Raw genomic sequence first — 26,211 nt, 5'->3', positions numbered from 1 at the left:
GTGATCCGGCCGGTTACGGGGATGGCGGCGACCCACTAGGCTTGCAGCACACCGGTGATCCCGTGCGGGAGAGCGTCCTGGCATCCGGTCAGGGCCCCTGAAGGAGCAAGCCCTCCCCGCGAACCTCTCAAGGCAAAGGACCGTGCGGGCCAGGTGACCTCTGGAAAGAAGGCCGTCAGGCCTCGCCGAAGGTGAAAGTCCGGCAAAGATCGGACGAAGCTCTCAGGCGCCGATGACAGAGGGGGAGGATGCCCGATAGTCAAACGCAGCATCCGTCCTTCCGAGGTGCGCATGTCCCGATCCACCCCGCTCCGCGGGGTCCACGAAAGTCTGGGCGCGACCCTGACCGACTTCGCGGGCTGGCAGATGCCCCTGCGCTACGGCAGCGAGTCGGCCGAGCACAACGCGGTGCGCACGGCCGCGGGCCTGTTCGACCTGTCCCACATGGGGGAGATCTTCGTCGTCGGCCCGCAGGCGGGCGAGGCGCTCGACCACGCGCTCGTGGGGCACCTCAGCGTCCTCGCGCCCGGCCGCGCCCGTTACACGATGATCGTGAACGAGACCGGCGGCATCCTCGACGACCTCATCGTCTACCGCCTCGACGAGGACCAGTACATGGTCGTCGCCAACGCCTCCAACTACGCCCTCGTCGCCCGTGAGCTCGCCGAACGCGTCCGGGGCTACGACGCGCAGGTGACCGACAGGTCGGACGAGTACGCGCTGGTCGCCGTGCAGGGCCCGCGCAGCGCCGAGATCCTGGCCGCGCTGACCGACGCCGACCTCGACGAGCTGAAGTACTACGCCATCGTCGCCGGCATCGTCGCGGGCGCGCCCGCCCTGATCGCCCGCACCGGATACACCGGCGAGGACGGCTTCGAACTCTTCGTGCTGAACGAGCACGCCGTGCCGCTGTGGAACGCCCTCGCCGAGGCGGGCAGAGACGCCGGGCTCGTCCCCGCCGGGCTGTCGGCCCGCGACACCCTGCGTCTGGAAGCCGGCATGCCGCTCTACGGCAACGAGCTGAGCGCGGCGATCACACCGTTCGACGCGGGCCTCGGCCGGGTCGTCCGCTTCGACAAGCCGGGCGACTTCGTGGGCAAGGCCGCCCTTGAGCGGGCGGCGGAGTACGGCACCAGGCGGCGCCTGGTCGGGCTGGTGGCGCGCGGCAGGCGCGTGCCCCGCCACGGCTACTCCGTCACCCGGGAGGGGGCCGTCGTCGGCGAGGTGACCAGCGGCGCTCCGTCGCAGTCCCTCGGCCGCCCGATCGCCATGGCGTACGTGGACGAGGGCGCCCTGGAGAAGGGTGGCCTGGCCGTGGACATCCGGGGCAGCCAAGAACCGGTCGACGTCGTCGATCTGCCTTTCTACAGGAGGAGCAAGTGAGCACCATTCCGGACGACCTGAGCTACACCAAGGAACACGAGTGGGTGGCCGGGCTTGAGGACGGCCGCACCGTGACGGTGGGCATCACGGCGTACGCGGCCGAGCAGCTCGGCGACGTGGTTTACGTGGAGGTGCACTCCGAGGTCGGCGCGACCATCGCGGCCGGCGACGCGGTCGGCGAGGTGGAGTCCACCAAGTCCGTGAGCGACATCTTCGCGCCGGTCGGCGGCGAGATCGTCGAGATCAACTCCGCCGTCGTGGACAACCCCTCGCTGGTCAACTCCGACCCGTACGGCGAGGGCTGGCTGTTCCGCGTGCGCGTGGAGGAGGAGCCCGACGACCTGCTGTCGGCCGCGGAGTACGCCGCGCTGACCTCCGGCGAGTCCTGACAGACGGCGCGAAGGGCGACGGTCAATGGCGATCAGCGTCTTCGACCTGTTCAAGGTGGGCATCGGACCGTCCAGTTCGCACACGGGCGGTCCGATGGCGGCGGCGCACAGGTTCGCCCGCGGGCTGCACCAGGACGGGCTGCTGGAGAAGGTGACCCGGATCGAGGCGATCCTGTACGGCTCGCTCGGGCTGACCGGCAAGGGCCACGGCAGCGACAAGGCGGTCCTGCTCGGCCTGTCCGGCGACAAGCCCGAACTGGTCGACGTCGACACCGTCGACGAACGGCTGGCGGCGATGCGGGCGAGCGGCACGGTCACGGTGTACGGCGTGCACGAGATCCCGTTCGTGGTCGGCGAGGACCTCGTCTTCGAGCGCAAACTGTCGCTGCCCCACCACCCGAACGGCATGCGGTTCACGGCGTACGCCGACGACACCGTGCTGCGCGAGAAGGTGTACTACTCGGTCGGCGGCGGCTTCGTGGTGGACGAGAACGCCACCGGCGCCGACCGGATCAAGCCCGACGACACGGTGCTGCCGTACGCCTTCACGACCGCGCACGAACTGCTCGCGCACTGCGCCGACACGGGCCTGTCGATCTCCGGCGTGATGATGGAGAACGAGAAGGCCTTCGGCCGTACGGAGGAGGAGATCCGCTCCAGCCTGCTGCATCTGTGGGCGGTGATGGCCGAGTGCGTACGGCGCGGCACCAGCCGCGAGGGCGTCCTGCCGGGCGGCCTCAAGGTGCGCCGACGGGCCCACCAGCTCCATCGGCGGCTGCAGAGCGAGGCCGACGGCGCCGACCCGCTGCGGGCGATGGACTGGGTCACGCTGTTCGCGCTGGCCGTCAACGAGGAGAACGCGGCGGGCGGCCGGATCGTCACCGCGCCGACCAACGGCGCCGCCGGCATCGTGCCGGCCGTTCTGTCCTACTACATGCGCTTCCTTCCAGGGGCCGACGAGGACGGCGTCATCCGCTTCCTGCTCACCGCGGGCGCGATCGGCGTGCTGTTCAAGGAGAACGCCTCCATCTCCGGCGCGGAGGTGGGCTGCCAGGGTGAGGTCGGCTCGGCCTGCTCGATGGCGGCGGCGGGCCTCACCGAGGCGCTCGGCGGGACGCCGGAGCAGGTCGAGAACGCCGCCGAGATCGGCATCGAGCACAACCTCGGCCTGACCTGCGACCCGATCGGCGGGCTCGTCCAGATCCCGTGCATCGAGCGCAACGCCGTCGCCTCGATCAAGGCCATCGCCGCCGCCCGCATCGCGCTGCGCGGCGACGGCCGCCACTTCGTGTCGCTCGACAAGGCGATCAAGACGATGCGCGACACCGGCAGGGACATGCTCGACAAATACAAGGAGACCTCGCGCGGCGGCCTCGCCGTCAACGTCATCGAGTGCTGATCCCCGCGTCCCCGCCCCCGCCGGGCACGGCGGCGGGGACGGGTGCGGTGCCGGAGGTGGCGCTGAGCACGCCGCCGTCCGTGAGGGCCCGCGCGGTGACGTCTCGAATGTGACGCATGTGCCGCTCGCCAATATCGTGGTGACTTCCCGGCGAGGAGGAGGGCCGTCACGTGAGGTGGCGCGAGGCGCTGCGCCCGCATCGGGCGTTCCTGGTCGTGCTGGCGGCGGGCGTCGCACTGCGCGCGCTCGCCGTGCTCGGCTACCGGCCCGCGCTGTGGTTCTGGGCCGACTCCTTCGCTTACCTCAGCTCGGCGCTCGACCTGCGGCCGCTGCCCTCACGGCCGTCCGGCTACTCGCTGTTCCTGGCGGCGCTGAGCCCGCTGGGCAGCGTCACCGCCGTCGTGATCGTCCAGCATCTGCTCGGTCTCGGCATGGCCGTGTGCGTGTACGCGCTGCTGCGCCGCCGCACCCGGCTGCCCGGCTGGGGCGCGGCGCTGGCGGCGGCGCCGGTGCTTCTCGACGTCCACCAGATCCAGCTCGAACACCTCGTCATGGCGGACCTGCCGTTCACCGCGCTGGTCGTGGCCGCCGTGACGATCCTGCTGTGGCGTCCCCGCCCGGGCGGGTGGGCCGTCGTCGCGGCGCTGCTGCTGCTCGGGTTCGCCACGGTCACCCGCACCCTCGGGCTGCCCCTGATCGCGCTGGCGCTGCTGCCGGTGGTGCTCGCCGGACGATGGAAGGCCGCGCTCGCCGGGCTCGCCGCCGCGTCCGCCGTGCTCGGCGGCTATGCCGTCTGGTTCCACGACACCCACGGGTCGTACGGGCTGGGCGGCAACAGCACGTGGCTGTGGTCGCGCACGATGACCTTCGCCGACTGCTCGGTGATGGAGCCGCCGAAGGAGCTGGCGGTGCTGTGCCCGTCGGGGCCCCGGCTGGCCGCGCCCGCCTACATCTGGGACGCCGACTCGCCCATCCAGCGGGTGAAGAAGGACAAGGACCGGCTGGCGAGCGAGTTCGCCTCGCTGGCGATCCGCAGCCAGCCCCTCGACTTCCTCATGACCGGGCTGCACGACGCCATGTGGGCGTTCGAATGGGACCGGAAGGTCTACCCCTCCCCCGGGCCGCAGAGCGCGTACGTCTTCCCCGCCTCGGTGAAGCCGTTCACGTCCAAGGTGGCCTCCGCCGGCCGTACGGCGGGCGAGCTGACCACCGCCTACCAGGGAAGCTCCGGGGACACCAAGGTAGTGGAGCCGTTCGCGGGCCTGCTGCGCGCCTATCAGGAGCAGGGCTTCCTGCGGGGGCCGCTGCTGGCGGTGATCCTGCTGGCCGGGCTCGCCGGGCTGGTCGCCCGGCGGTGGACGGCGCTGCTGCCCTGGACCGCGGCGGCGGCCCTGCTCCTGCTGCCGCCCCTGATCGCCGCCTTCGACCACCGCTATGTGGTGCCGGTCGTGCCGCTCGCCTGCCTGGCCGCCGGGCTTGCCATCGGCACGGGCGCGACGCCCGCGCCGTGGCGCAGGCAGGGCCGGTCAGCGGCGGCGGACGTGCAGGCGAACGACCGCAAGCGCGTCGTCGCGGCCGACCGCGCGGCGAACGCGTGAGACCGCCGACTCGTCCAGCCGCCTGATCACCTGCCGCAGGTCGGCCGACCGCCGGAGCGACACCGTCACCCGCACCCTGCCGTCGCGCACGAGCCTGACCGAGATGCGGCCGATCCCGTCGATCCCCTTCAACGCCACGCCGAGCATGGCGATGCCGGCGCCGGTGCGGGTGCCGACCCGGCCCCAGCCGAGCGCCATGAAGAGCCAGCGGGTCGCGACCAGGGCGAGCACCATCGCCGCCCCGGCCAGCAGGGGCAGCGCCCACGGCTTCCCGTCGACGACGCTCCCGTCGGCCACGCTCGCGTCGATCAGGGTCACGCCGGGCCGCCGGCGTACGGCGGTCAGCAGGCCGAAGCCTCCCGCGACGAGCGCGACGCCCACCAGCAGGAGCCCGATGCGGTTCCCCCATCGCGGACGCATGTCAGCCCCCTCTCCTGCGCAGCCGTACGACCACCTCGTGGCGGGACCGGACGCCGAGGCCCGACAGCCGGTCGCCGACCGCCGCGCCGACCTCGCGGAGCAGGGCGCCGGTCGTGTCGGCGTCGGCCACCACGGCGACCTCGATCCGCCTGCGGAGGATGTGGACGTCGGCCCGCCGCACGTGCTCGACCTCGCGGGCCGAGGCGGCGAGCGTACGGCGCAGCCCGGAGCGGGTCAGGCCCATCGCGAGCAGCGGGTCCGAGCAGGCCAGGGGCATGAGCCGGGGACGGCCGGGAACGAGCGCGAGGGCCACCAGCCCCAGACCGCAGACGATCATGCCGGCCCCGGCGGCGGGAACGGCGGGGTCCGACGTCGTGAGGTTCATCAGCCGGGGCGGCAGCCGCCAGTCGAGGGACATGCCGAGCATGACGGCGACGACCACGGCGGTGCACACCCAGCCGAGCAGGGCGATCACGGTGGCGACCACGACGGCGGCCGGGGTCCGGCCCGGCAGGAGGAGGCGCGTGGCGTTCCGGCCCGCCGCGGCGCGTCCGCCGCCGGTGTCGCTTCCCGCGCCCCTGACGCCGTCGCCGCCGCCCGCGCTCTCGGCGCCTCCGGAGCCGTATCCGAAGCCGTATCCGAAGCCTTGTCCGGCGTCGTCGGAGCCTTCGGCGTCGCCGTCGGCGCTCCTCGCCGACGAACCCGCCAGGATTCCCTGCACGACGCTCATCAGCCGTTCACCCTTCCCGCTCACCGTGCCGGGCCCGCCCGGTAGTCACCTCACCATGGGTACACGGAGCACCGGCGGGACGGGCGGGTCACCCGCGGCCTTGCGCGATCATGAACGCTCCACGGCGGAGATTTTGCCCGGGCACGGTTAACGTGAACGGCGCTCATGTATTTCCCGGCGGTGCCGTATTAGGCTGCGCCCATGGACGACCGACAGCGCCTCGACCAGGCGACGGCCCACCTTGAGCCGCCCTTCGCGGTCCTCGACATGGACGCGCTCCGGTCGAACGCGGCCTCCATGGTGCGCCGCGCCCGGGGCAAGCCGATCCGGGTGGCCAGCAAGTCGATCCGCTGCCGGGCCGTGCTCGAACGCATCCTGGGCATGGACGGCGTCTCGGGCATCATGGCCTTCACGCTGCCCGAGGCGCTGTGGCTGGTCTCCACCGGCCTGCGGGACGTGCTCGTGGCCTATCCCACGGCCGACAGGACCGCGCTGCGCGCCCTGGGGACGGACGAAATCGCCGCGCGGGAGATCACCGTCGTGATCGACTCGCCCGAGCACCTCGACCTCATCGAGAGCCTGCGCCTCCCCCACCGGATCCGGGTGTGCCTGGACATCGACGCCGGGTTCGTGGCCTTCGGCGGCGCGTTCCGTGCGGGCGCGCTGCGGTCGCCGATCCGCGAGCCCGAGCAGGCCGCCGAGATCGCCGCGCACATCGTCAAGCGCCCCGGGGTGCGGCTGACCGGGCTCATGGCGTACGAGGCCCAGATCGCCGGGGTGGGCGACGACGTTCCGGGGCCGTACGGCCGCGCGGTGCGGTGGATGCAGGAACGGTCGCGCCGCGAGCTGGTCGTGCGGCGCGGCCGGATCGTGCAGGCCGTACGCCAGGTCACCGACCTGGAGTTCGTCAACGGCGGCGGGACGGGAAGCATCGAGAAGACCGCCGCCGAGCGGGCGATCACCGAGGTCGCGGCGGGCTCGGGGTTCTTCCATCCCCGGCTGTTCGACTTCTATCGGGGCTTCACCGGCCGTCCGGCGGCGCTGTTCGCCCTGCCGGTCGTGCGCAAGCCGGCTCCGGACGTCGCGACCGTGCTCGGCGGGGGCTACCCCGCCTCCGGGTCCCCCGGGCCCACCCGGCTGCCCCAGCCGTACCTGCCGGCGGGGCTTCGCTATCACCCGGACGAGGGGGCGGGTGAGGTGCAGACGCCGCTACTGGGCGAGGCCGCCGCCGACCTCCGTCTGGGCGACCGCGTCTGGTTCCGCCACGCGAAGGCCGGGGAGCTGTGCGAACGCTTCGCCGGTCTGCACCTGGTCGAGGGCGATCGGGTGACCGAGGAGGTCCCGACCTATCGCGGCGAGGGCAAAACCTTCCTCTGACCGCCGGTCTCGATGGTTCCGGACACGGCCGGGGAACGCGAACGCCGCCGTGAACCCGTCACGGCGGCGTGGCCACGCGGCGTCTCAGCGGTCCGCCGTGGGCCGGCGGCCCAGCGGCGTTTCAGCGAGATCGGCGGCGGCGCAGCAGCACGATGGCCGCGCCCACGACGACGACCACGCCGATCCCGATCAGCACCGGAGCGATGTCGGGCGCCTCGTACTCCGCGGGCTCCTCGCCCTCGCCGTCGGCCGGGGCGTACGTGCGCGGCCCCAGGACCATGTCCCCCATCGACGTGACGAAGTCGCGCGCGTTGGCCTTCGCCTTCGCGACGCCGCGCCCCGCGACCCGCTTCGGGCTCACCCGGTCCGCGATGGCGTCGACCGTGCGAGCGAGTTCCGCCCGCGTGCGCTCGATCTTCCGTTCCAGCGCATCGGGATCGGTGTCCGCCATGCGATCCCCCTCCTGTGGTATTCGTGTGTGATCAGTCTGCCAGGTCCGGCGGTCGCCCCGCACAGCGGCTGAGCCGGTAGTTTGGTTGACGCTTGCCCGCCGATCGCCGCGGGTCACCTTTTTCCGGAGGACGTGATGAGCAAGCTCCAGCCCGGCGACCCCGCGCCGGACTTCACCCTGACCGACGCCGACGAAAACGAGGTCTCGCTGGAGTCGTTCCGCGGCAAGCGGGTCATCCTCTACTTCTACCCGGCGGCGATGACCCCCGGATGCACCAAGCAGGCCTGCGACTTCCGCGACAACCTCGGCGCGCTGACCGAGCAGGGCTACGTGGTGCTGGGCGTCTCCAAGGACAAGCCCGCCAAGCTGCGGCAGTTCCGTGAGCGTGACGCGCTCACCTTCCCGCTGCTGTCCGACACCGGCCTCGACGTGCACAAGGCGTACGGCGCGTACGGCGAGAAGACGAACTACGGCAAGACGGTGATGGGCGTCATCCGCTCCACTTTCATCATCGACCCGGACGGAAAGGTCGAGAAGGCCCTCTACAACGTGAAGGCCACCGGCCATGTCGCCCGACTCACCAAAGAGCTGGGAATTTCCTGAGATATCCCTTTCGCCACACTCCCGGAATTGTCGGTCGCGGCCGATAAATTCCGGGGCATGGCGAAGTACAAATACACCCCCGAGCTGCTCGCCGACGCGGCGGCCGGCGCGACCAGCATCGCCGACGTGCTGCGCTATCTCGGCATCCCCTGGTCGGGCGGCGCCCACGCCCACATCAGCCGCCGCCTCAAGCACTTCGGCATCGACACATCCCACTTCCTCGGCCAGGCCCACAGGCGGGGGCAGGCGTCACCACGGCGGAGCCTTCCGGCGCAGGTGCTGGTCCTGAACCACCCGGGTGCCACCCGCGAGAAGCCGACGAAGCTTCGCCGGGCGCTTCGCGAAGTGGGAGTTCCCTACCGCTGCGCAGACTGTAAGATAGGCGGCACTTGGCAAGGTCGGCCGTTGACATTGCACATCGAGCACATCAACGGAAACTGGCTGGACAACAGAAAAGACAATCTGAGATTTCTCTGCCCGAACTGCCATTCTCAGACGGAGAACTTCGCAGGAAAGGGAAGAGGAAAAGGGGCCGTAGTCCAACGGCAGGAGACCGCGGCTTTAGGTGCCGTACAGTGCGGGTTCGAATCCCGCCGGCCCCACAACAAATCAAATGAAAACAGCGGCACGCCGAATACCGTCGAAGGCGGCGATTATTTCGACCGGCGGAGAGCGCCCGCGAGAATGGCCGTGATGGTCACGGCGGACGACCTCGACTTCCTCGATCGGTTCGCGGCGGCACACGGCGATCGCGCTGCTCCGCGCTCAGAGTGAGCGGGAGTGGCCGTGATGGGGATGCGCGCAGGCGCGGCAAGAGGTTACGGCGCCGACCACGGGCTCTCCGGCAACCGCCATGGAAGTTCGATACCGACGGCGCCGATGCGGGGAAGACCCGTAGGCGCGCGCCGGCCCCTCCGCCGGCACGCGCCTATCGGGAAGACGAAACGCGAGCTCTCAGCCGGGCGCCTGGCAGCGCACTCCGGCGTCGGTCTGCCTGCACCAGGGAGGCAGGCCGTTCTGGCCCTGCGGCACGTCCTGGCCGAAGCCGCGGGGGAAGAACCGCTGCCGGTCGTCTCCGCCGATCCAGGTCGTCCCCGCGTGCGACCGGTCCCAGATCATGCCGGTGATGGCGACGACGCCACCGCCGAGGAGCGCTCCGACGATCGCCGACGCGACGCCGACGGCGACGAGTTGCCCCACGTGTCCGCGGGGCAGCCGGGCCGCCAGGCGCGTGCCGATGCCGGGCCGCGGGGCCGAGGCGACCCGCGGCCGCGGGTCGTGCCAGCCCGGGGCGTTCCATCCCGCGCCGCCGGGGCCGAAGGCATACCCGCTGCCGGTCGGGGGCGCGCCGACGCCTCCCTGCCCGGGGCCACCAGGGGCTGCGGAGCCTGCCCAGGTCGCGTACGGTCCCGTCGCGCCGGGCCTGCCCCCAGGCCCGGTCCAAGGCGATCCCGGCCCCACGTTCCCCGGGCCGGTCCACGCCGGTCCCGGCCCGACGTTTCCCGGACTGGTGCCGGCCGCGCCTGCCCCGCCTCCGGGCGTGTTTCCCAGGCCGATCCCAGGTGAGCCTGGCCCCGCACCTCCGGGCGTGTTCCCGGTCCGTGGCGATCCCGGCCCCGCGCCTCCGGGCGAGCCGGCCGGGCTGGTCCAGGGCGTCGTGGGAGTGTTCCCAGGTGGCAGAGGCGCGGTCGGCCCGGCGGGTCCGGCCGGTCCGCTGGTCGTGGTCGGCTCACTCGGCCGGGCCGGCCCCGTCTCCGGCTCCGGGCGCGGGCCGCGCGGCTCGTCCCCTGCGCCGCGCGACCCCGCGTCCTGATCCGCCATCCAAATCTCCCTTGACCCGCTTCACAGAAGCGCTCCCGAGGACAAGAATGCGCCGAGATCCGTAAGAACGGCGTAAACGCGGCAGGCGGCTGCGACCTGAGTCGTACCACCGGATCCGCCGCAAGGGTGAGACCCTCCTGAGCAGCCGATACATATGGTTGGGTACGTGTTCGGCAGACTGCGCGCCTGGACCCGGCGCCACAGCAAGCTCGTGGACTCGCTCACGGTCTCCCCGCTGGCGCTGTTGAGCCTGATCACCGTCGAAGTGTTCAGCCGAGCCAGCGCTATGGGGGCACGTGAGGTCGGCGTGCCCTGGCTGCTGCTGTTGTCGGCCGCGCTCATCGTTCCGCTGACGTGGCGCCGCGACCATCCCCGTGAGGTCTTCGCGGTGGTCTCCGCCGTCAGCTTCGTCCAGTGGCTGCTCGGCGTCATCGTCCTGCCCGCCAACATCGCGGTGCTCGTCGCGCTGTACAACGTCGTCGCGCGCTCCACACTCCTGTGGGCGCTGGCCGCCGGTGCGGTCGCCGAGTTCGGGCTGCTGCTGGCGATGCTGCGCTGGTCTCTCGAGGCCGGGCGGGCATGGGTCTCGTCTTCGGCGTTCATCGTCGCCGTCTGGCTCGCCGGGATCTACACCAACACGCGCCGCCGCTATGTGGAGAGCCTGGTCGAACGTGCCGAGCGGGCCGAGCGGGAGCGCGACCAGCAGGCGCGCATCGCCGCCGCGGCCGAGCGCGCCCGCATCGCCCGCGAACTGCACGACGTGGTCGCCCACAACGTCAGCGTGATGGTCGTCCAGGCCGACGGCGCGGGATACGCCATCGACAGCGACCCCGAGCAGGCCCGGCGCGCGATGCAGGCGATCTCGGCGACCGGGCGGCAGGCGCTCGCCGAGATGCGCAGGCTGGTGGGCGTGCTGCGGCACGACGCTGGCAGCCCGGCGGAGGAGTACGCTCCGCAGCCCGGCGTCGCCCAGCTCGGCGACCTGATCGAGCAGGTCAGGGCCTCGGGGTTGCCGACCGAGTTCACCGTGTCCGGCACCGCGCGGAGCCTGCCGGAGGGCGAGCAGCTCGCCGTCTACCGGATCGTGCAGGAGGCGCTGACGAACGCGCTCAAGCACGGCGGCCCGGGCACTCGGGCCTGGGTCGAGGTGACGTACGGCAGGCGTGAGATCGAGCTGAGGATCAGCGACGACGGCAGGGGCGCGGCCGCACCGCGCATGGTCGGCGGGCACGGGCTGATCGGCATGCGGGAGAGGGCGGCGATGTACGGCGGCAGCGTCGAGGCCGCCCCGCGCATGGGCGGCGGGTTCCGGGTGGTCGCCCGCATTCCCGTCGGGGTGGCCGCGTGACCCGGCCGGCTCCCGGCCCAACGCCCAGCCGGCCCCCGGCCGGGACGCCCGGCGGTCCCCCGGCCGAAGCGGCCGGCCGGCCCCAACCCGTGATGAACGGCAGGTCCCGGACCGTGGTGACCCGGCCGGGACGCCCGGCGGTCCCCCGGCCGAAGCGGCCGGCCGGCCCCAACCCGTGATGAACGGCAGGTCCCGGACCGTGGTGACCCGGCCGTCTCCCGGCCGCGTACGGTTGCGGGGATCGCGGCGATGACGAGCGGAACGGAGCGGCAGTGATACGCGTCATGCTGGTGGACGACCAGGAGCTGGTGCGGACCGGGTTCCGGATGGTCCTCGGGGCGCAGCCGGACATCGAGGTCGTGGGCGAGGCGGCGGACGGCTTGGCGGCCGTCGAGGCGCTGCGCGCCGTCGAGGCCGACGTGGTCCTCATGGACGTCCGCATGCCGCGGATGGACGGCGTGGAGGCGGCCCGCGTGATCTGCGCGGCGCCCGACGGCCCCAAGGTGCTGATCCTCACGACGTTCGACCTCGACGAGTACGCGTTCGCCGCGATCAAGGCGGGCGCGGCGGGGTTCCTGCTGAAGGACGTGCCGCCGGCCGAGCTGATCAGCGCGATCCGGTCGGTCCACTCCGGCGACGCGGTGGTCGCGCCGAGCACGACCCGCCGTCTGCTCGACCGCTTCGCCGTGCTCCTGCCGGAGGGGGACGCGCGGCGGGAGGACTCGGGCGTGCTGACGGCGCGGGAGCGTGAGGTGATGGTCCACGTGGCCCGCGGCCTGTCGAACTCCGAGATCGCGGCGCGGCTGCATCTCGCGGAGGCGACGGTGAAGACCCATCTCGGCCGCATCCTCGCCAAGCTGGGGTTGCGCGACCGGGCCCAGGTGGTCGTCTACGCGTACGAGACGGGCGTAGTGTCCCCCGATCATCCGCGGGGCTGAGGCCGGACTACCTCACCAGTCGCACACGTCCCAGCGGGCCCGTACCGGGGCCGCACGCCGAGAACGTCCGCGAGGCCGAGGAAACGCCCTGATCACGGCCATAGCGTGGCGGCATGACTACGACAACCCAGGTCCGCACCGCGGTCGTCGCGCGTGGACTGACAAAGGTGTACGGCGAGGGCGACGCGGCGGTGCACGCGCTGCGCGGCATCGACGTCGCCTTCGCCGCGGAGGCGTTCACCGCGATCATGGGGCCGTCCGGCTCCGGCAAATCCACCCTGATGCACTGCCTGGCCGGATTGGACACCGTGACGGACGGGCGGGTGAGCATCGGCGACGTCGAGATCACCGGTCTGAACGACAAGCAGCTCACGCTCCTGCGGCGCGAGCGTGTGGGGTTCATCTTCCAGGCGTTCAACCTGCTGCCGACGCTGACGGCCGAGCAGAACATCCGGCTGCCCCTGGAGATCGCGGGCCGTCAGGCCGACCAGGCGTTGTTCGACCGCGTGATCGAGACGGTCGGCCTGCGTGACCGGCTCAGGCACAAGCCGAACGAGCTGTCGGGCGGCCAGCAGCAGCGCGTCGCCGTGTCGCGGGCGCTCATCAGCAAGCCTCAGGTGATCTTCGCCGACGAGCCGACCGGCAATCTCGACTCACGCAGCGGCGCCGAGGTGCTGGCGTTCCTGCGCAGGTCCGTACGCGAACTCGGGCAGACGATCGTGATGGTGACCCATGACCCGGTGGCGGCGTCGTACGCCGACCGGGTGGTCTTCCTGCGTGACGGGTTGCTGGTGAGCGAGGTCGATCGGCCGACGCCGCAGGCCGTGCTCGACACGCTGATGGCGCTGGAGGCCTGAGCCGTGTTCCGGACCACCCTCGCCGGGCTCCTGGCGCACCGCCTGCGCCTGGTGCTCACCTCTCTGGCGATCGTGCTCGGGGTCGGCTTCATCGCGGGCACGTTCGTGCTCACCGACACCATCGACGCCGGGTTCGCCCAGTCGTTCGCCGCGGACGCCGACAAGGTGGATGTGGTGGTGACGCCCAAGGACGGCGCCGGGCCAGACGAGAACCTGCCGGAGAGCGCGCTCGCGGCGATCAAGGCGGTGCCGGGCGTCAAGGATGCGCAGCCCATGGTGTCCGGGGACGTGCCGCTCATCGGCAAGGACGGCAAGGTCGTGGGGGACTACCCCACGGCCGGGGTGTCGATCCCGGCGAGCCGCATCAAGATCACCTCCGGCAGGGCCCCCTCTGCCGCCGACGAGGCGGTGCTCGACGAGAACACCGCCAAGACGCAGGGGTTCACGCCCGGGGCCACCATCGCGGTGCTCGACCATGCCGGCAAGCGGCAGGAGTTCCGCCTCGTCGGCGTCTTCGACGTGGGCCTCGACCAGGAGCTCGCCTACCGGGGCGCGGTCGCGTTCACCCCCGGCACGGCTCGGCGCGTCACCGGCGCCAAGGGCTTCACCGAGATCGACGTCCTCTCCTCGGGCCCCTCGCAGGAGAGCCTGCGTACGGCCGTCGCGGCGGCGACGGGCGAGGCGAAGGTCGTCACCGGGCGGGAACGCGCCGACGAGGTGGCCCAGCGCAACCATGTGGACACGTCCTCCTTCCGGCTGGGCCTGTTGCTGTTCGGCGCGGTCGCGCTGCTCGTCGCCGCGCTCGTCATCTACAACACCTTCAGCATCCTGGTCGCGCAGCGGATGCGCGAGATGGCGCTGCTGCGCTGCATCGGCGCGACCAAGCGGCAGGTCTTCGGCTCGATCGTGCTGGAGTCGGCCGTGGTCGGCCTGGTGTCGTCGGTGCTCGGCCTGCTGACGGGCCTCGGCCTCGGGGCCGCCGCGGTCGCCGTGCTGCGGGCCGTCGGGACGGACATCCCCACGGGCACCGTGAGCCTGTCCCCGCAGACGATCGTCGTCGGCATGTGCACCGGCACCGTCATGACGATGGCCGCCGCCCTGCTCCCGGCGCGCCAGGCCACCCGCGTGCCGCCCGTCGCGGCGCTGCGCACGCAGGTCGAGGAGCACACCTTCCGCACCGGGGTCGTCCGGATGGTCGCCTCCGCCCTGTTCGTGCTGGCCGGGGTCGGCCTCACCGTGGCGGGCGTGCTGCAGGAGCCGAGCCAGGCGGCACTGCTGACGGTCATGGCGGGCGGCGTGCTCGTGTTCTTCGCGGTGCTCATCCTCGGCCCGGTGATCGTACGGCCGCTGAGCGGGCTGGCCGGCTGGGTGCCGGCGCGGCTGTTCGGCGTGCCGGGACGGCTCGCCGTGGACAACGCGCGGCGCAACCCCAAGCGGGCGGCGACCACGACGGTGGCCCTGACGGTCGGCGTGACGCTGATGACGTTCATGGCGGTCCTGACCTCCACGATGCGGACCACCGTGAGCGGCCGGCTCGACCAGCAGTTCCCCGCCGACTACATCCTGTCCTCGCAGACGGGCACGATCCCCCGCTCGATCGCCGACACGCTGCGCGCGAACCGCGACCTGGCCACGGTGACCGAGTTCCGCGGGGAGAAGGCCAAGGTGAACGGCCACGACTACAAGGTGGGCACGGTCACCCAGTCGTCCATCGGCACCGCCATCAAGCCGGAGGCGTCGTCCGGCACCATGGACGGCTTCGGCGTGGGCGACGTCGCGGTGGCCGACGACGTGGCCCGGGATCTCGGCGCAAAGGTCGGTGACACCGTGACGGTCACGTCGAAGGGAAAGAGCACCCCGCTCAAGATCGTGGCGGTGCTGAAGTCCGACGTGTCGATGCTGCCGTCGATCACCATGGCCGAGCAGAGTTTCGAGCGGCACTTCGGCAGGGTGGACGACGCGCAGGTCCTGGTGAACACCGCGGACGGGGTGGACCCCCAACGGGCGCGCACGATCGTGGACGCCGCGACGGCGGCCTACCCGGCGGTCAAGGTCGGCAGCACCACCGAGATCCGCGGCCAGTTCGACGAGGCGCTCGACTCGATCCTCATGGTCGTCACCGGGCTGCTCGCCCTGGCGATCGTGATCTCCCTGCTCGGCATCGCGAACACGCTGTCGCTCTCGGTCCACGAACGCACCCGCGAGTCCGCACTGCTGCGCGCCCTCGGCCTGACCCGGCCGCAGCTACGGGGCATGCTCTCGGTCGAGGCGCTGGTCCTCGGCCTGGTCGGTGCGATCGTCGGCGTCGTGCTCGGCACCGCGTACGGCTGGGCGGCGACGACGGCGTTCACGACGGACGTCTCCTTCGAGCTGCCGATCGGGCAGATCCTGCTCTTCATCGCCGCCTCCGGCCTGGCCGGAGTGCTCGCCGCGCTGCTGCCCGCCCGCCGTGCCGCCCGGGCCTCGGTCGTCGGAGCGCTGGCCGCCTCCTGACCACCGCTCCCCCGCCGCTCACCAGTGCCGTCCGGACCGGAACAGCGGTCGCCCGGGCCGGTACGGCGGTGACCCGGGCCGCCCGCGCGAGCGGGTGACCCGGGCGAGCGGGTGACCCGGGCGAGCGGGTGACCCGGGCGGCGGGGCCGGGCACGCACGCCGTCTCCGGCCACACGATGCCCGACGACCGACGACCGACACCCGACGCTGGTCGTCACCCGGAGACCCGCGACGGGGAAGGATCGTCGGAGCGGGCCCGGGCCCCGGGCAGGATCCGGCCGAGGTGATGGTCGACGATCGCGGCCGCGGCGTCGACGCCGAGTTCCCCGAGCAGCACGCCGTCGGCGAGGCCACGCGCGAGACCGAGCAGTGCGTGGGCCTCCGCGCCGGGATCGACGTCCGGGGCCGGGCCGGCGGCCGCCAGCAGCGCGGCGATCTCGCGATGGACGCCGTCACCGCCGGCACGATAGAGGGCGCGGATCTCCGGGTCGGCGACGGCCATGCTCAGGAACGCGTGCCCGGCGAGCAGCGGGACCACGGCTGTCACGCCCAGCTCGACGATCGCGAGCAGCACGCACCGCAGCGTTTCCGCAGGGCCGTGAGCGTCCCGTACGGCATCGCGAACCTGGCGCTCGATCTCTCCCCTCAGGACCTGGGCGCTGGCGCGCAGCAGATCGGCCTTCCCGGCGAAGTAGTGCTGCACAAGCCCTTTGGAGACGCCGGCCTCCTGTGCCACCTGCCCTATGGTCACTCCGGCCAGGCCGTCTCGCGCGCACAGCCGCAGCGCGGCCTGGGCGATCTCCTCCCGCCGGGCCGCGTGGTCGACCTGCTTCGGCACGGCCCGCTCCCTCTTTCGCGATACGAACGTATTGTGATAGTGATGCAATACGATCGTACTGCCAAGGTGAGCGGAGGATCCGTACGTGAACGAGGTGCGGCCCAACATCGGAGCGCAGTTCCGCCGGCGCCGCCTCGGGCACTTCCGGGACGCGCCGGCCTACGCGCGCTACCGGCGGGCGTATGACCGGGCCATGGCCGGCCTCCCGCCGTGTGACGAGGTCCGGGATGTGCCGACCGGCTTCGGCACGGTCCGCGCCTACCGCTTCGGCGCGGACGGCGCCGATGCCGGAACGCCGCTCCTCCTGCTGCCGGGACGCACCGCGTCCACCCCGATGTGGGCGCCGAACCTCGCCGGCCTCCGCGCCTCCGGCCGCGTCGTCTACGCGATCGACCTGCTCGGCGAGCCCGGCCTCTCGGTGCAGAGCAGGCCGTTCGCGAGCGCGGCCGACCACGGCGTGTGGCTCGCGGAACTCCTGGCCGGGCTCGGCCTCGACCGTACGCACCTCCTGGGAGTGTCGATCGGCGGGTGGACCGCCTTCCGGCTCGCCATGCACGCCCCGGAGAAGGTCGCCTCCCTGAGCCTGCTCGATCCCGCCTGCCTGTTCGGCCGGATCACCTGGAAGGCGGTCGCCGTCTCGCTGGGAGCGGTGGGGCCGCTCCCCGAGCCGTGGCGCAGGCGGCTGCTGGGCTGGATCTCCGGCGGAGCCGACATATCCGGCGACGAGCCGGTCGCCGCCCTGATCTCCGCCGGGATGCGGGAGTTCGCCGCATTCCTCCCCCCGCCGACGTACCCCTCGGACGAGGAGGTCGCCGCGGTCGGCGTGCCGGCCCTCGCCGTGATCGCCGGGCGCAGCATCATCCACAATCCGGGCAGGGCCGCGGAACGCGCCCGCCGGCTGCTCGCCCACGGCACGGTCGAGCTGTGGCCGGACGCCTCCCACGCCCTCAACGGCGAGTTCCCCGAGCGGGTCGCCGCCCGGGTCCTCGGCTTCATCGAACGGCTCGACGCGGACGACGCGCTCCACGACCGTCCCTGACCGCCGTCGCCGCCGCAGGGCCCGTGCTCGCCGCACGGGCCGCAGGCGTCGGCAGGGTGGTCACAGGCGGCGGCCCTGGCGGTCGATCACCACCGCGAAGACCCCCGTCACATCCTCGTACGGCGGCTCCACGGCCATGTGACCCCGCTGGGCGTCGATCCACAGGACCTCGCCCCGGCAGTTGACGGCGTTCCACGCGTGGCTGCCTCCCCCGGCCCACCGGGTGATGAGGACGGCGGCGGCACCGTGACCACCGAAGATCAGCCGCTGCGCGATCGCCACGTACGCCCGGCGGCCGTGGCCCACGTATTCGAAGCGATGCCCGAGCCACTCCTCGGCGCGGGCGACGCCCCCGGTCTCCCCGGTCAGCAGCGGGCGCCCCGACCCGTCGTACTCCGGCTGCCTGCGCGCCGCCACGACAGGCTCACCGTGCCAGGTGGACATGACCGACAGCGCGCAGTCGACGGCGTTGTTGGACCTGAACGCGTCCTCCGTCGGGCCTTCGGCGTTGATCAGGCGGATCCACGTGCCTCGCGGGTCCGGGAAGCGCCCGCTCACCGCCTGCATGAGGCTCACCTGGCCGCCTGGATCCGCCTCGGCCAGGCCGCCGGGCCTGCCGTACGGACGGGTCTCCTCCAGCCGACGCGGGCGGTCCGGGCTGTCGAGCCAGTCACGCTCGGTCTCGTCGCGCAGCACGGCCGACCAGAAGTCGTCGGCATCATCGAGTTCGCCCGTCTCCGGGCCGTCGTCGGCGGCCATGCCCGGCTGCATGGGAAGCGTCGGCGCGGGCGAGGTCTCGACGAGCCACTCGTCCTGCCCGGCCAGGGCGGCGACGTCGTGTCCCGTCTCGGGCATCGGGTCCTGCGGCCGATCGCTCTCGACGGTCGGCATGGCCGTCACAGTCGTCAGGGACGTCACGGTCGGCACGGCCGTCCGGGTCGCCTCGGCCGTCGTGACCTCGTCTACCGGCGCACCCTCCTGTTCCGCCGCGCAGTCCTGTTCCACTGCGCCAACCTGTGTGCCTGCGGCCGCCGTCCCAAGGTGGTTCTCGCTTGCCAGGGGATCCGGGAGCTTGGCCGGGTCCTCGACGTCGTCGTCCTCGTACTCGCACGCGGAGTCGATGTCGGCGTCGGTGCCGGTGCCGGTGCCTGTGCCGTCCGTCTCGGTCGCGGGGGTCACGCGCTCCACCACGTGCGTCAGGTCGCCGGAGTCGTGAGGGCCAGGCTCCCCCACGCCGGGCTCCTCCGCTCCGGGCATCCCGATGCCAGACGTACCGATGCCAGGCAATCCTGCGCTCAGCTCCCCCGTACCGGACGCGCCCACATTCGGCTCCCCCGCAGCGGACTCCTCCGCTCCGGGCATCCCGATGCCGGGCATCCCGACGCCAGGCAATCCTGCGCTCGGCTCCCCGAAGCCGGAACGTTCCCCGCCGGGCTCCGCACCGGATCCTGCCGCCCACGACCCTGTTGCCCCAGCCCCTGCCATCTCGGGCCCTGCCGCTCCTTTCTCGGGCTGCGGCGTGCCGTCGGGTGCCGTGGCGATCAGCTGGGCGGTCTTCTCATCGGTCTCCTCGGCGCTGTTCTCAGGCACCGTCTCGTCCGCCGCTTCCCGAGCAGCCTCCCCGTCGGCCGCCCCCTCGGCGTCCTCGAAGCCCTCGGCGTCCTGGAAGCCCTCGGCGTCCTCGAAGCCCTCGACGTCCCCGGCGTCTGGTGCGTCTTCGGAGTCCTGTGCGTCCTCGAAGTCCCCGAGCTCCTCGGGATCCCCGGTGTCTTCCCGGTCCCCAGCGCTCCGGGTGGCCCCGGCGTCGGCGGGCGTCGCGGCGGTCACGGCGTCCCGAGGATCTAACGGCCCCGCGCGCCGCCCGGTCAGCGCTCCCAGCCCGTGGCCCCCGCGGTGCCCGTTCTCGCCGTTCCTCGCTGCCGGCACCACCGGCAAGGTCACGGTGTCCACACCCAGCGGCAACGCCGCCAGCCGTACCTCCAGACGCCGGTCCTCCAGCGAGGGAGCGGGCGCTTCCGCGGCCTGCTCGTAGTCCCGCCATCTCCGGCCGTCGGCCGACACGACCGGGTTGTACACACCGGACGGCAACCGCCACCTCGCGTGGCGGCGCGCCCTCTCCTGGTTCACGCGCTTGGCCCCCCTCCTCGCGCCCATCAGGGTGCCGATGGTAGAGGCGGGCCGTCCGGGGCACGGCGGGTTTTCCCAACTCCAGACCCGACTTCAGGCCCGGCCGCCGATCCCGGCCCGGCGACCCGTACCCGGCTCTCGCCGGAGATCGCGCGGGACGGTCAGCGGGCCGTGACGGCGATCGTGTGGAAGCCGGTGGCGCCGTCGGGGGCGGGCGGGGCCTCCTCCGAGGTCTGGGTGTAGCCGGTCGCGTCGGTGGCCCGCACGGAGATCGTGTGCCGGCCCCGCGTCAGGTCGAGGTCGAGCGACCACTGCCGCCAGGTGTCGGGCCCGGGGACCTGCGCGAGTTTCGCCTGCTGCCACGCGCCGCCGTCCACCCGGACCTCCACCGCGTCGATGCCGCGGTGCTGGGCCCAGGCGACGCCCGCCACGGTCGTACGGCCCGCCGTGACGTCGTCCCCGTCACGGGGCAGGTCGATCCTCGACTGGGTCTTGATCGGGCCCTTGGGAGCCCAGCCGCGCGGCGTCCAGTAGGCCTCCTCCTGGTCGAACCGGGTGACCCTGATCTCGGTGACCCACTTCGTCGCCGACACATATCCGTACAGTCCGGGCACGACCTGGCGGACCGGGAAGCCGTGGGCCTCCGGGAGCACCTCGCCGTTCATGGCGACGGCGAGCAGCGCGTCGCGGCCGTCCATGACCACGTCGACCGGCGTGCCGCAGGTCCAGCCGTCCTGGGAGACGCTGAGCAGCATGTCGGCATCGCGCCTGATCCCGGCCTCGCGCAGCACGTCGGCGAGCCGGGTGCCGAGCCAGCGGGCGTTGCCGATGTACGGCCCGCCGACGTCGTTGGACACGCAGGTCAAGGTGACGTCCGCTTCCATGAAAGGGCGTTTGAGCAGGTCGGCGAAGGTCAGCTCGACCGGCCTGTCCACCAGCCCGTGGATTTTCAACGTCCATCGGGCCGGGTCCACCGACGGCACGACGAGTGCGGTGTCCACACGGTAGAAATCCGCGTTGGGGGTGACGAACGGCGAGAGGCCGGGAATGCGCAGGTCCGCCCCCGCGGGGATCGGCGCGGCCGGGCGGGCCGCGCGCGGCAGCATCCTGGACACGCCGCGGCGGGCCAGTTCGGCGTCCTTGGAGCCCTTCAGCAGCCATCCGCCGAACCCGGCGACGCCCGCCACCGCGACCCCCGCGGCCGCCCCGGTCAGCAGCCTGCGCCGGTCGAAGACGTACGGCACGGCGTCCGATTCCGCACCGGATCCCGTGCCCGAGCCCGCACCGGATCCCGTGCCCGGCCGCATGACGGCCGGCATGGCGGGCGCCGGGCCGGCCGACCGACCCTGCGACGGTGCCGCCGACCGGCCGGGCGACGGCGCGAGACCGGTCTCCGCCGCGTGGCTCTCCTCGCCCACGCTCGCGACCCACGCGCCCTCTACCGCCGTGCCCGCTGCCGCCGCGCCCTCTACCGCCGTGCCCGCTGCCTCCGTGCCCGATGCCGCCGTGCCCGATGCCGCCGTGCCCGCTGCCTCCGTGCCCGATGCCGCCGTGCCCGATGCCGCCGTGCCCGATGCCGCCGTGCCCGATGCCTCCGTGCGCTCTGCCGGTGCGGGCGCCGTCAGGACCCTGGCGGGCGCGGCGCGGTCGGCGGCCCGGCTTGCGGCGACATAGTCCTCCTCGCCGCTGCTCAGGGCGCGGCGCTTCAGGCGCGGCAGTGTCCACGCGCCGGCCGCGGCGCCGATGAGCGAGGGCAGGACGTGCGCCACCCCGGCGTCCGGCCGGGACAGCGCCGCGGCGGCGCCGACGAGGCCGAACACGGCCAGGCCCAGCGTGCCGTACGCCGTCCTGCGGCGGGCGAGCAGGCCGAGACCCGCGGCGACGAGGGCGAGCACGACGACGATGCCGCCGAGCAGGACCGGCTTGTCGTTGGAGCCGAAGGTGCTGATCGCCCATTCCTTGAGACCGGCGGGCGTGGAGTCGATCATCGCGCCGCCCACGGCGACGACCGGCGCGGCGCCGGGATCGATCAGACCGGCGACGATCTGGGCCACCCCGAGCGCCACCGCGCCGGCGACGAGGCCGGTCAGCGCGGCCGCCCAGGCGGGCATGCGGGTGCCTGCTGCGTTCACATCCTGAACGCTACGCCCGTCCGCCCGCCCGGGTCTTACGACGTGATTACGAGAGGTGTTACGAGACCACCTGGGCGATCACCGGGGCGATGGCCCGGAACGCCTTGCCGCGGTGGCTGATCGCGTCCTTCTCCTCGGCCGTCATCTCGGCGGTCGTACGGGTGTCGCCGTCCGGCACGAAGATCGGGTCGTAGCCGAAGCCGCCGGTGCCGCGCCGCTCGCGGATGAGATGGCCGTGCACGGCCCCCTCCACCACGTGCTCCTCCCCCGTCGGCAGCGCGAGCGCGGCCGAGCACGCGAAGTGGGCCTGGCGGCGGCCGTCCGGCACGTCGGCGATCTGCGCGAGCAGCAGGTCGAGGTTGGCGTCGTCGTCGCCGTGACGCCCCGACCAGCGGGCGGAGAAGATGCCCGGCATGCCGTTCAGCGCGTCGACGCACAGGCCGGAGTCGTCCGCGATGGCGGGCAGGCCGCTGGCGGAGGCGATCGCGTGGGCCTTGAGCAGCGCGTTCTCCGCGAACGTGAGCCCGGTCTCGGCCACGTCGCCGATGTGCGGGAACCCCTCGAGGCCGACGAGCTCGACCGGCACACCGGCGTCGGCGAGGATCCGGCGCAGCTCCACGATCTTCCCGGTGTTCCGGGTGGCGAGGATCACCTTGTTCATGCTGTCGATCTCCCGTGGATCAGGCGAGGGCCTCGGCCTGCAGGCGGGTGAGCTCCGCGCAGCCGGCCGCGGCGAGGTCGAGCAGGCCGTTGAGCGCCGTCCGGTCGAACGGCGTGCCCTCGGCGGTTCCCTGCACCTCGACGAAGTCGCCCCTGCCGGTCATCACCACGTTCATGTCGGTCTCGGCCTTGACGTCCTCGCTGTAGTCGAGGTCGAGCATCGGCTCGGTGCCGACGACGCCGACGGAGACCGCGGCGACCGAGTTGACCAGGGGGTCGCCGGGGCACATCCGGCGCTGCCGCATCCAGGCGATCGCGTCGGCGAGGGCGACGTACGCTCCGGTGATGGCGGCGGTGCGGGTGCCGCCGTCGGCCTGCAGCACGTCGCAGTCGAGCACGACGGAGTTCTCCCCCAGGGCCTTGTAGTCGACGCAGGCCCGCAGGGACCTGCCGATCAGGCGGGAGATCTCGTGGGTGCGCCCGCCGATCTTGCCGCGGACCGACTCGCGGTCGTTGCGGGTGTTCGTCGACCGGGGCAGCATGGCGTATTCGGCCGTCACCCAGCCGAGACCGCTGCCCTTGCGCCAGCGGGGCACGCCGCTTTCCACCGTCGCGGCGCACAACACCTTGGTGCCGCCGAACTCCACCAGTACGGAACCCTCCGCGTGGGCGAGCCAGTTCCGGGTGATGGTCACGGGGCGAAGCTGGTCGGAACGACGACCGTATGAACGAGCCATACGGGTCACCCTAGGTCATACACGGCCCCGCTCCGTGCCAACTCCATCGGCCCGGCGAAGCCGCCCCGCGAGGCGTCCTCCAGAATGCGCGACTTGTCGTACCACGGGACGAGATGGGTGAGGACGAGCGCGCCGGCCTCGGCGCGGGCAGCGTGCTCGGCCGCCTGCCTGCCGCTCAAATGCAGGCCGGGGGTCAGGCCCGGCTGATCGAGGAAGGACGCCTCGCACAGCAGCACGTCGGCCTCGTGGGCCAGCTTGACCAGCTCGGCCGACTCGCCGGTGTCGGCCGAGTAGGCGACGGAGCGGCCCTGGTGGGTGACGCGGAAGCCGTAGGTCTCCACGGGGTGGTTCATCGGGGCCGCCGTCACCTCGAACGGGCCGACGTGCCGGGTGCCGGGCGACAGCCGCACGAAGTCGAAGGAGGTCTCAAGCACGGGCTCGTCCGGCATCGCGTACGCCGCGTTGAGCCGCTTGGAGGCGCCCGCGGGGGCGTGCACGGGCACCTTGGGCAGGGGGCCGTCGGGGGTGTAGGTGCGCACGACGTGATAGGCGCACAGGTCGAGGCAGTGGTCGGCGTGCAGATGGGACAGGAGGATGGCGTCGACGTCGTAGAGCCCGGCGTGCCGCTGGAGCGGGCCCAGCGAGCCGTTGCCGAAGTCCATCAGCAGCCGGAAGCCCTCGGCCTCGAAGAGGTAGCAGGAGGCCGGACTGTCGGGGCCGGGGAAGCTGCCCGAGCACCCGATGATCGTCAACTTCATCGCGAACTCCCTACGCCGCTGACGTCGCCGATGCCGGAGGCGGTCCGCTCCACCGACTGGAGCTCGGGACCGAGGAAGCGCTGCCCGAGCCGTTCGAACAGCTCGGTGTCGCCGGTCGCGCGGAAGCGGTGCCGCGGCTCGCCCGCGCCGTTGGACAGCCCGCGGTCGTGCAGGACGCGGTAGACGTCCTTGGCCGTCTCCTCGGCGCTGGACACCAGCGTGACCCCGTCCCCTGCGACGTACGACAGGGCTCCGGTGAGCAGCGGATAGTGCGTGCAGCCGAGGATCAGCGTGTCGCACCCCGCGTCCTGGATCGGCTTGAGATAGCCCGTGACCACCTCGATCAGCTCCTCGCTCATCGTCTCGCCCCGTTCGACGAACTCCACGAGCAGGGGCGCGGCCACCGCGACCAGCTCGACGTCGGGGGCGGCGGCGAAGGCGTCGTGGTAGGCCATCGACTCGATCGTGGCCCGGGTGGCGATCACACCGACCCTGCCGTTCCTCGTGGCCCGCACTGCCCGCCGGGTGGCGGGCTGGATCACCTCGACGACCGGGACGTCGTAGCGCTCCCTGGCGTCCCTGAGCACGGCCGAGCTGGCGCTGTTGCACGCGATGACCAGCATCTTCACGTCGTGCTCTACCAGGTGGTCCATGACCTCCAGCGCGTATGCGCGGAGCTCGGCGATGCTCTTGGGTCCGTACGGCTGGTGGGCCGTGTCGGCCACGTAGAAGATCGATTCATGGGGCAGCTGGTCGATGATCGCCCGGGCGACGGTCAGGCCGCCCACCCCGCTGTCAAAGATCCCGATCGCCCGGGTGTTGTCCTCCGGCACGCTTCCCAAGGTTAGGGGACTGATCCCCGCCGCAGACGGTAAGAATGCTCACATCGCGCGCCGGGCGGCGGTGACGTACGGTCTAGCCCCGGCCCAGGCGCGCGATCTGGCGCGACTGGGCGACGAGCCGGCCCGCCGAGTCCCACACCTCGACCTCCTCGTCGAACCAGCCGTCGCTGATCAGGCGTCCGCCGCCGATCAGGGTCAGCCACCCCGGCGCGGGCAGGGCCCGCAGGTGCCAGGTCAGCTCCACCGTCGGGGCCCAGCCCCGCGCCCCCGCCGAGAACACGACCGGCGGCAGCGCGTCCACCGCCAGCGCCAGCACGTACGGGTCGGGGTCCTGCGGCTCCACCAGCCGGAAGTACGCCCGCGACTCGGGCCGTCCGGTCGGCGCGCCGGTGAGCCAGCCGATCGTGGGCGGGTCGAAGGCGAGCTCCATCCGGGCGCTGAGGTTCATGTTCGACTCGGGCTTGGGCTGGGGCAGGCGCACACAGTCGGCCAGGTCCGGCATGACGGCCGACGGGCCGTCCGCCCAGTCGGGGGCCGCCTCCTCGTTGAGCGTGGCGGTCGTGACGAGCATCTCGATGAACGACTCGCCGTCCTGGACGAGCCGCGCCCGGGTCATCGTCGCCGTACGGCCCGTCTTGAGCGGTTCGAGCAGCACCCGGGCCGGGCCCGGCCTGGCCACGCGAAGGAACTGGGCGCTCGTCGAAATCGGGTGCGCGTGCGGCGAGGCGTCCACCACGGCGCGCAGCATCGTGGCCATGAGATAGCCGCCGTTGAGCGGCCCTCCGATGGAGTATCCGTCGTCGAGACAGACGTCGTAAGTGGTGTCGTCGACCCGGATGGCCTGCGTCGCCTCGTCGAACTTGGTCATGCGCCCCTCGCCGCTCTACCGAATAATGTTCTGCTCATTACTGTAGCGTGGCACTCCGGCGGATCCCACGGCTCACTCGCGTGAGCCTGCTCACGCGAGTGAGCCTGCTCACGCGAACGGACCGGGCGCGCAGGGCCGGGCGCGCGGCTCGCGTGGCCGGCTCCGCACGGCGGGCTCGCATCGCGGGCCAGCGCGCGGCGGCTCGGGCGCGGCCGGCTTGCATCGCGGGCCGGTGGGCTCGGGCGCGGTCGGCCTCGCTCGACAGGCTGGCCGGGCCGGGGCGCGGCGGCTCGGGCACGGCGGCACGCATCGCCGGGCCCACCTGGCCTGGCCGCGGCGGGCTCGCGGTCAAGTGGGCTGCAAGCGCACCGCTACCGGCCGCGCCTACCTTCACGGCGTACCT

The 26,211-nt window shown here is 72.5% G+C and carries 24 protein-coding genes, 1 tRNA gene and 1 riboswitch; of the genes, 12 read left to right on the top strand and 13 right to left on the bottom strand.

Annotated features, from left to right (window positions below):
* Positions 1 to 55: 55 nt before the first annotated feature.
* A riboswitch (glycine riboswitch) is annotated at positions 56 to 153 on the top strand.
* A gap of 138 nt (positions 154 to 291) precedes the next feature.
* From gcvT to OHB01_RS20250, 3 genes are read left to right on the top strand one after another with little or no spacing between them, the layout of a single operon-like run.
* Positions 292 to 1,383, top strand: coding sequence for a glycine cleavage system aminomethyltransferase GcvT (gene gcvT, locus OHB01_RS20260; protein WP_328710772.1), 1,092 nt, complete (start codon positions 292 to 294; stop codon positions 1,381 to 1,383).
* Positions 1,380 to 1,772 (top strand): glycine cleavage system protein GcvH, encoded by a 393-nt coding sequence (gcvH, locus tag OHB01_RS20255; protein ID WP_142647087.1) that lies wholly within the window; start codon positions 1,380 to 1,382, stop codon positions 1,770 to 1,772. The genes gcvT and gcvH overlap by 4 nt, the downstream gene beginning before the upstream one ends.
* A 25-nt stretch (positions 1,773 to 1,797) precedes the next feature.
* Entirely contained in the window at positions 1,798 to 3,171 is a 1,374-nt protein-coding gene (locus OHB01_RS20250; RefSeq protein WP_142647088.1) for an L-serine ammonia-lyase, read from the top strand.
* Here the strand turns inward: OHB01_RS20250 and OHB01_RS20245 are convergent.
* A complete protein-coding gene (locus OHB01_RS20245; RefSeq protein ID WP_260617199.1) occupies positions 3,158 to 3,289 on the bottom strand; it encodes a hypothetical protein in 132 nt (43 codons plus the stop codon). The genes OHB01_RS20250 and OHB01_RS20245 overlap by 14 nt on opposite strands.
* A gap of 52 nt (positions 3,290 to 3,341) precedes the next feature.
* Here OHB01_RS20245 and OHB01_RS20240 point away from each other — a divergent pair, with 52 nt between their 5' ends.
* The gene (locus OHB01_RS20240) at positions 3,342 to 4,769 is read left to right on the top strand and encodes a hypothetical protein (protein WP_142647089.1); all 1,428 of its coding nucleotides are present in this window, start codon (positions 3,342 to 3,344) and stop codon (positions 4,767 to 4,769) included.
* On the opposite strand, the gene OHB01_RS20235 is transcribed toward OHB01_RS20240, so the two are convergent.
* Both OHB01_RS20235 and OHB01_RS20230 read right to left on the bottom strand, forming a co-directional pair.
* Positions 4,698 to 5,189, bottom strand: a complete 492-nt coding sequence (locus tag OHB01_RS20235) for a hypothetical protein (protein ID WP_328855810.1) — start codon at positions 5,187 to 5,189, stop codon at positions 4,698 to 4,700. The genes OHB01_RS20240 and OHB01_RS20235 overlap by 72 nt on opposite strands.
* Position 5,190: 1 nt before the next feature.
* Positions 5,191 to 5,919 carry a DUF6286 domain-containing protein gene (locus OHB01_RS20230; RefSeq protein WP_328710775.1) on the bottom strand — a complete coding sequence of 243 codons (729 nt, stop codon included), beginning with the start codon at positions 5,917 to 5,919 and terminating at the stop codon, positions 5,191 to 5,193.
* Positions 5,920 to 6,120: 201 nt separating this feature from the next.
* Here OHB01_RS20230 and OHB01_RS20225 point away from each other — a divergent pair, with 201 nt between their 5' ends.
* Positions 6,121 to 7,296 carry an amino acid deaminase/aldolase gene (locus tag OHB01_RS20225; protein WP_142647092.1) on the top strand — a complete coding sequence of 392 codons (1,176 nt, stop codon included), beginning with the start codon at positions 6,121 to 6,123 and terminating at the stop codon, positions 7,294 to 7,296.
* Positions 7,297 to 7,417: 121 nt separating this feature from the next.
* On the opposite strand, the gene OHB01_RS20220 is transcribed toward OHB01_RS20225, so the two are convergent.
* A complete protein-coding gene (locus tag OHB01_RS20220; protein ID WP_142647093.1) occupies positions 7,418 to 7,747 on the bottom strand; it encodes a DUF3618 domain-containing protein in 330 nt (109 codons plus the stop codon).
* Between the two features lie 135 nt (positions 7,748 to 7,882).
* Between OHB01_RS20220 and bcp the strand changes: the two genes are divergently transcribed.
* Positions 7,883 to 8,350, top strand: coding sequence for a thioredoxin-dependent thiol peroxidase (gene bcp, locus OHB01_RS20215; RefSeq protein ID WP_147944468.1), 468 nt, complete (start codon positions 7,883 to 7,885; stop codon positions 8,348 to 8,350).
* Positions 8,351 to 8,878: 528 nt separating this feature from the next.
* A tRNA-Leu gene (locus OHB01_RS20210) sits at positions 8,879 to 8,952 on the top strand.
* A gap of 352 nt (positions 8,953 to 9,304) precedes the next feature.
* Here the strand turns inward: OHB01_RS20210 and OHB01_RS20205 are convergent.
* A complete protein-coding gene (locus tag OHB01_RS20205) occupies positions 9,305 to 9,550 on the bottom strand; it encodes a hypothetical protein (protein WP_142647095.1) in 246 nt (81 codons plus the stop codon).
* A 787-nt stretch (positions 9,551 to 10,337) separates the two neighbouring features.
* Here OHB01_RS20205 and OHB01_RS20200 point away from each other — a divergent pair.
* The 4 genes from OHB01_RS20200 to OHB01_RS20185 all read left to right on the top strand — a co-directional run bounded on the left by OHB01_RS20200 (position 10,338) and on the right by OHB01_RS20185 (position 15,807).
* Positions 10,338 to 11,519 carry a sensor histidine kinase gene (locus tag OHB01_RS20200; RefSeq protein WP_260617200.1) on the top strand — a complete coding sequence of 394 codons (1,182 nt, stop codon included), beginning with the start codon at positions 10,338 to 10,340 and terminating at the stop codon, positions 11,517 to 11,519.
* 272 nt (positions 11,520 to 11,791) lie between these two features.
* Complete coding sequence (locus OHB01_RS20195; RefSeq protein WP_221889898.1) at positions 11,792 to 12,457, top strand: response regulator transcription factor; 666 nt, start codon at positions 11,792 to 11,794, stop codon at positions 12,455 to 12,457.
* Positions 12,458 to 12,570: 113 nt separating this feature from the next.
* Positions 12,571 to 13,314 (top strand): ABC transporter ATP-binding protein, encoded by a 744-nt coding sequence (locus OHB01_RS20190; protein ID WP_328855809.1) that lies wholly within the window; start codon positions 12,571 to 12,573, stop codon positions 13,312 to 13,314.
* A gap of 3 nt (positions 13,315 to 13,317) precedes the next feature.
* On the top strand, positions 13,318 to 15,807 hold the full coding sequence (locus OHB01_RS20185) for an ABC transporter permease (protein WP_142647098.1): 2,490 nt from the start codon (positions 13,318 to 13,320) through the stop codon (positions 15,805 to 15,807).
* Positions 15,808 to 16,021: 214 nt separating this feature from the next.
* Here the strand turns inward: OHB01_RS20185 and OHB01_RS20180 are convergent, their stop codons facing one another.
* Positions 16,022 to 16,645 (bottom strand): TetR/AcrR family transcriptional regulator, encoded by a 624-nt coding sequence (locus OHB01_RS20180; protein ID WP_168065836.1) that lies wholly within the window; start codon positions 16,643 to 16,645, stop codon positions 16,022 to 16,024.
* Positions 16,646 to 16,730: 85 nt separating this feature from the next.
* Here OHB01_RS20180 and OHB01_RS20175 point away from each other — a divergent pair, with 85 nt between their 5' ends.
* Positions 16,731 to 17,684 (top strand): alpha/beta hydrolase, encoded by a 954-nt coding sequence (locus OHB01_RS20175; RefSeq protein ID WP_328855808.1) that lies wholly within the window; start codon positions 16,731 to 16,733, stop codon positions 17,682 to 17,684.
* A gap of 60 nt (positions 17,685 to 17,744) precedes the next feature.
* Here the strand turns inward: OHB01_RS20175 and OHB01_RS20170 are convergent, their stop codons facing one another.
* The 7 genes from OHB01_RS20170 to OHB01_RS20140 all read right to left on the bottom strand — a co-directional run bounded on the left by OHB01_RS20170 (position 17,745) and on the right by OHB01_RS20140 (position 25,808).
* Positions 17,745 to 19,838 (bottom strand): toxin glutamine deamidase domain-containing protein, encoded by a 2,094-nt coding sequence (locus tag OHB01_RS20170; protein WP_328855807.1) that lies wholly within the window; start codon positions 19,836 to 19,838, stop codon positions 17,745 to 17,747.
* A 134-nt stretch (positions 19,839 to 19,972) separates the two neighbouring features.
* Entirely contained in the window at positions 19,973 to 21,943 is a 1,971-nt protein-coding gene (locus OHB01_RS20165) for a molybdopterin-dependent oxidoreductase (RefSeq protein ID WP_328855806.1), read from the bottom strand.
* A 58-nt stretch (positions 21,944 to 22,001) separates the two neighbouring features.
* Complete coding sequence (gene rdgB / locus OHB01_RS20160; protein ID WP_142647100.1) at positions 22,002 to 22,604, bottom strand: RdgB/HAM1 family non-canonical purine NTP pyrophosphatase; 603 nt, start codon at positions 22,602 to 22,604, stop codon at positions 22,002 to 22,004.
* A gap of 19 nt (positions 22,605 to 22,623) precedes the next feature.
* Positions 22,624 to 23,340, bottom strand: coding sequence for a ribonuclease PH (rph, locus tag OHB01_RS20155; protein ID WP_142647101.1), 717 nt, complete (start codon positions 23,338 to 23,340; stop codon positions 22,624 to 22,626).
* A 5-nt stretch (positions 23,341 to 23,345) separates the two neighbouring features.
* The gene (locus OHB01_RS20150; RefSeq protein WP_142647102.1) at positions 23,346 to 24,098 is read right to left on the bottom strand and encodes an MBL fold metallo-hydrolase; all 753 of its coding nucleotides are present in this window, start codon (positions 24,096 to 24,098) and stop codon (positions 23,346 to 23,348) included.
* The gene (gene murI / locus OHB01_RS20145) at positions 24,095 to 24,931 is read right to left on the bottom strand and encodes a glutamate racemase (RefSeq protein ID WP_396689249.1); all 837 of its coding nucleotides are present in this window, start codon (positions 24,929 to 24,931) and stop codon (positions 24,095 to 24,097) included. The genes OHB01_RS20150 and murI overlap by 4 nt, the downstream gene beginning before the upstream one ends.
* 82 nt (positions 24,932 to 25,013) lie before the next feature.
* Positions 25,014 to 25,808, bottom strand: a complete 795-nt coding sequence (locus OHB01_RS20140; protein ID WP_142647104.1) for a thioesterase family protein — start codon at positions 25,806 to 25,808, stop codon at positions 25,014 to 25,016.
* Positions 25,809 to 26,211 lie beyond the last annotated feature (403 nt).

The organism is Microbispora hainanensis (assembly GCF_036186745.1).
Lineage (GTDB): Bacteria > Actinomycetota > Actinomycetes > Streptosporangiales > Streptosporangiaceae > Microbispora.
The sequence above is the reverse complement of the archived record's forward strand: the minus strand, read 5'-3'. Positions and strand labels throughout refer to the sequence as shown.

Coding starts and splice junctions, on each gene's coding strand:
- gcvT (WP_328710772.1), top strand. CDS start 292: ATGTCCCGATCCACCCCGCTCCGCGGGGTCCACGAAAGTCTGGGCGCG.
- OHB01_RS20250 (WP_142647088.1), top strand. CDS start 1,798: ATGGCGATCAGCGTCTTCGACCTGTTCAAGGTGGGCATCGGACCGTCC.
- OHB01_RS20245 (WP_260617199.1), bottom strand. CDS start 3,289: ATGCGTCACATTCGAGACGTCACCGCGCGGGCCCTCACGGACGGCGGC.
- OHB01_RS20235 (WP_328855810.1), bottom strand. CDS start 5,189: ATGCGTCCGCGATGGGGGAACCGCATCGGGCTCCTGCTGGTGGGCGTC.
- OHB01_RS20230 (WP_328710775.1), bottom strand. CDS start 5,919: ATGAGCGTCGTGCAGGGAATCCTGGCGGGTTCGTCGGCGAGGAGCGCC.
- OHB01_RS20225 (WP_142647092.1), top strand. CDS start 6,121: ATGGACGACCGACAGCGCCTCGACCAGGCGACGGCCCACCTTGAGCCG.
- OHB01_RS20220 (WP_142647093.1), bottom strand. CDS start 7,747: ATGGCGGACACCGATCCCGATGCGCTGGAACGGAAGATCGAGCGCACG.
- bcp (WP_147944468.1), top strand. CDS start 7,883: ATGAGCAAGCTCCAGCCCGGCGACCCCGCGCCGGACTTCACCCTGACC.
- OHB01_RS20190 (WP_328855809.1), top strand. CDS start 12,571: ATGACTACGACAACCCAGGTCCGCACCGCGGTCGTCGCGCGTGGACTG.
- OHB01_RS20170 (WP_328855807.1), bottom strand. CDS start 19,838: ATGGGCGCGAGGAGGGGGGCCAAGCGCGTGAACCAGGAGAGGGCGCGC.
- rdgB (WP_142647100.1), bottom strand. CDS start 22,604: ATGAACAAGGTGATCCTCGCCACCCGGAACACCGGGAAGATCGTGGAG.
- rph (WP_142647101.1), bottom strand. CDS start 23,340: ATGGCTCGTTCATACGGTCGTCGTTCCGACCAGCTTCGCCCCGTGACC.
- OHB01_RS20150 (WP_142647102.1), bottom strand. CDS start 24,098: ATGAAGTTGACGATCATCGGGTGCTCGGGCAGCTTCCCCGGCCCCGAC.
- OHB01_RS20140 (WP_142647104.1), bottom strand. CDS start 25,808: ATGACCAAGTTCGACGAGGCGACGCAGGCCATCCGGGTCGACGACACC.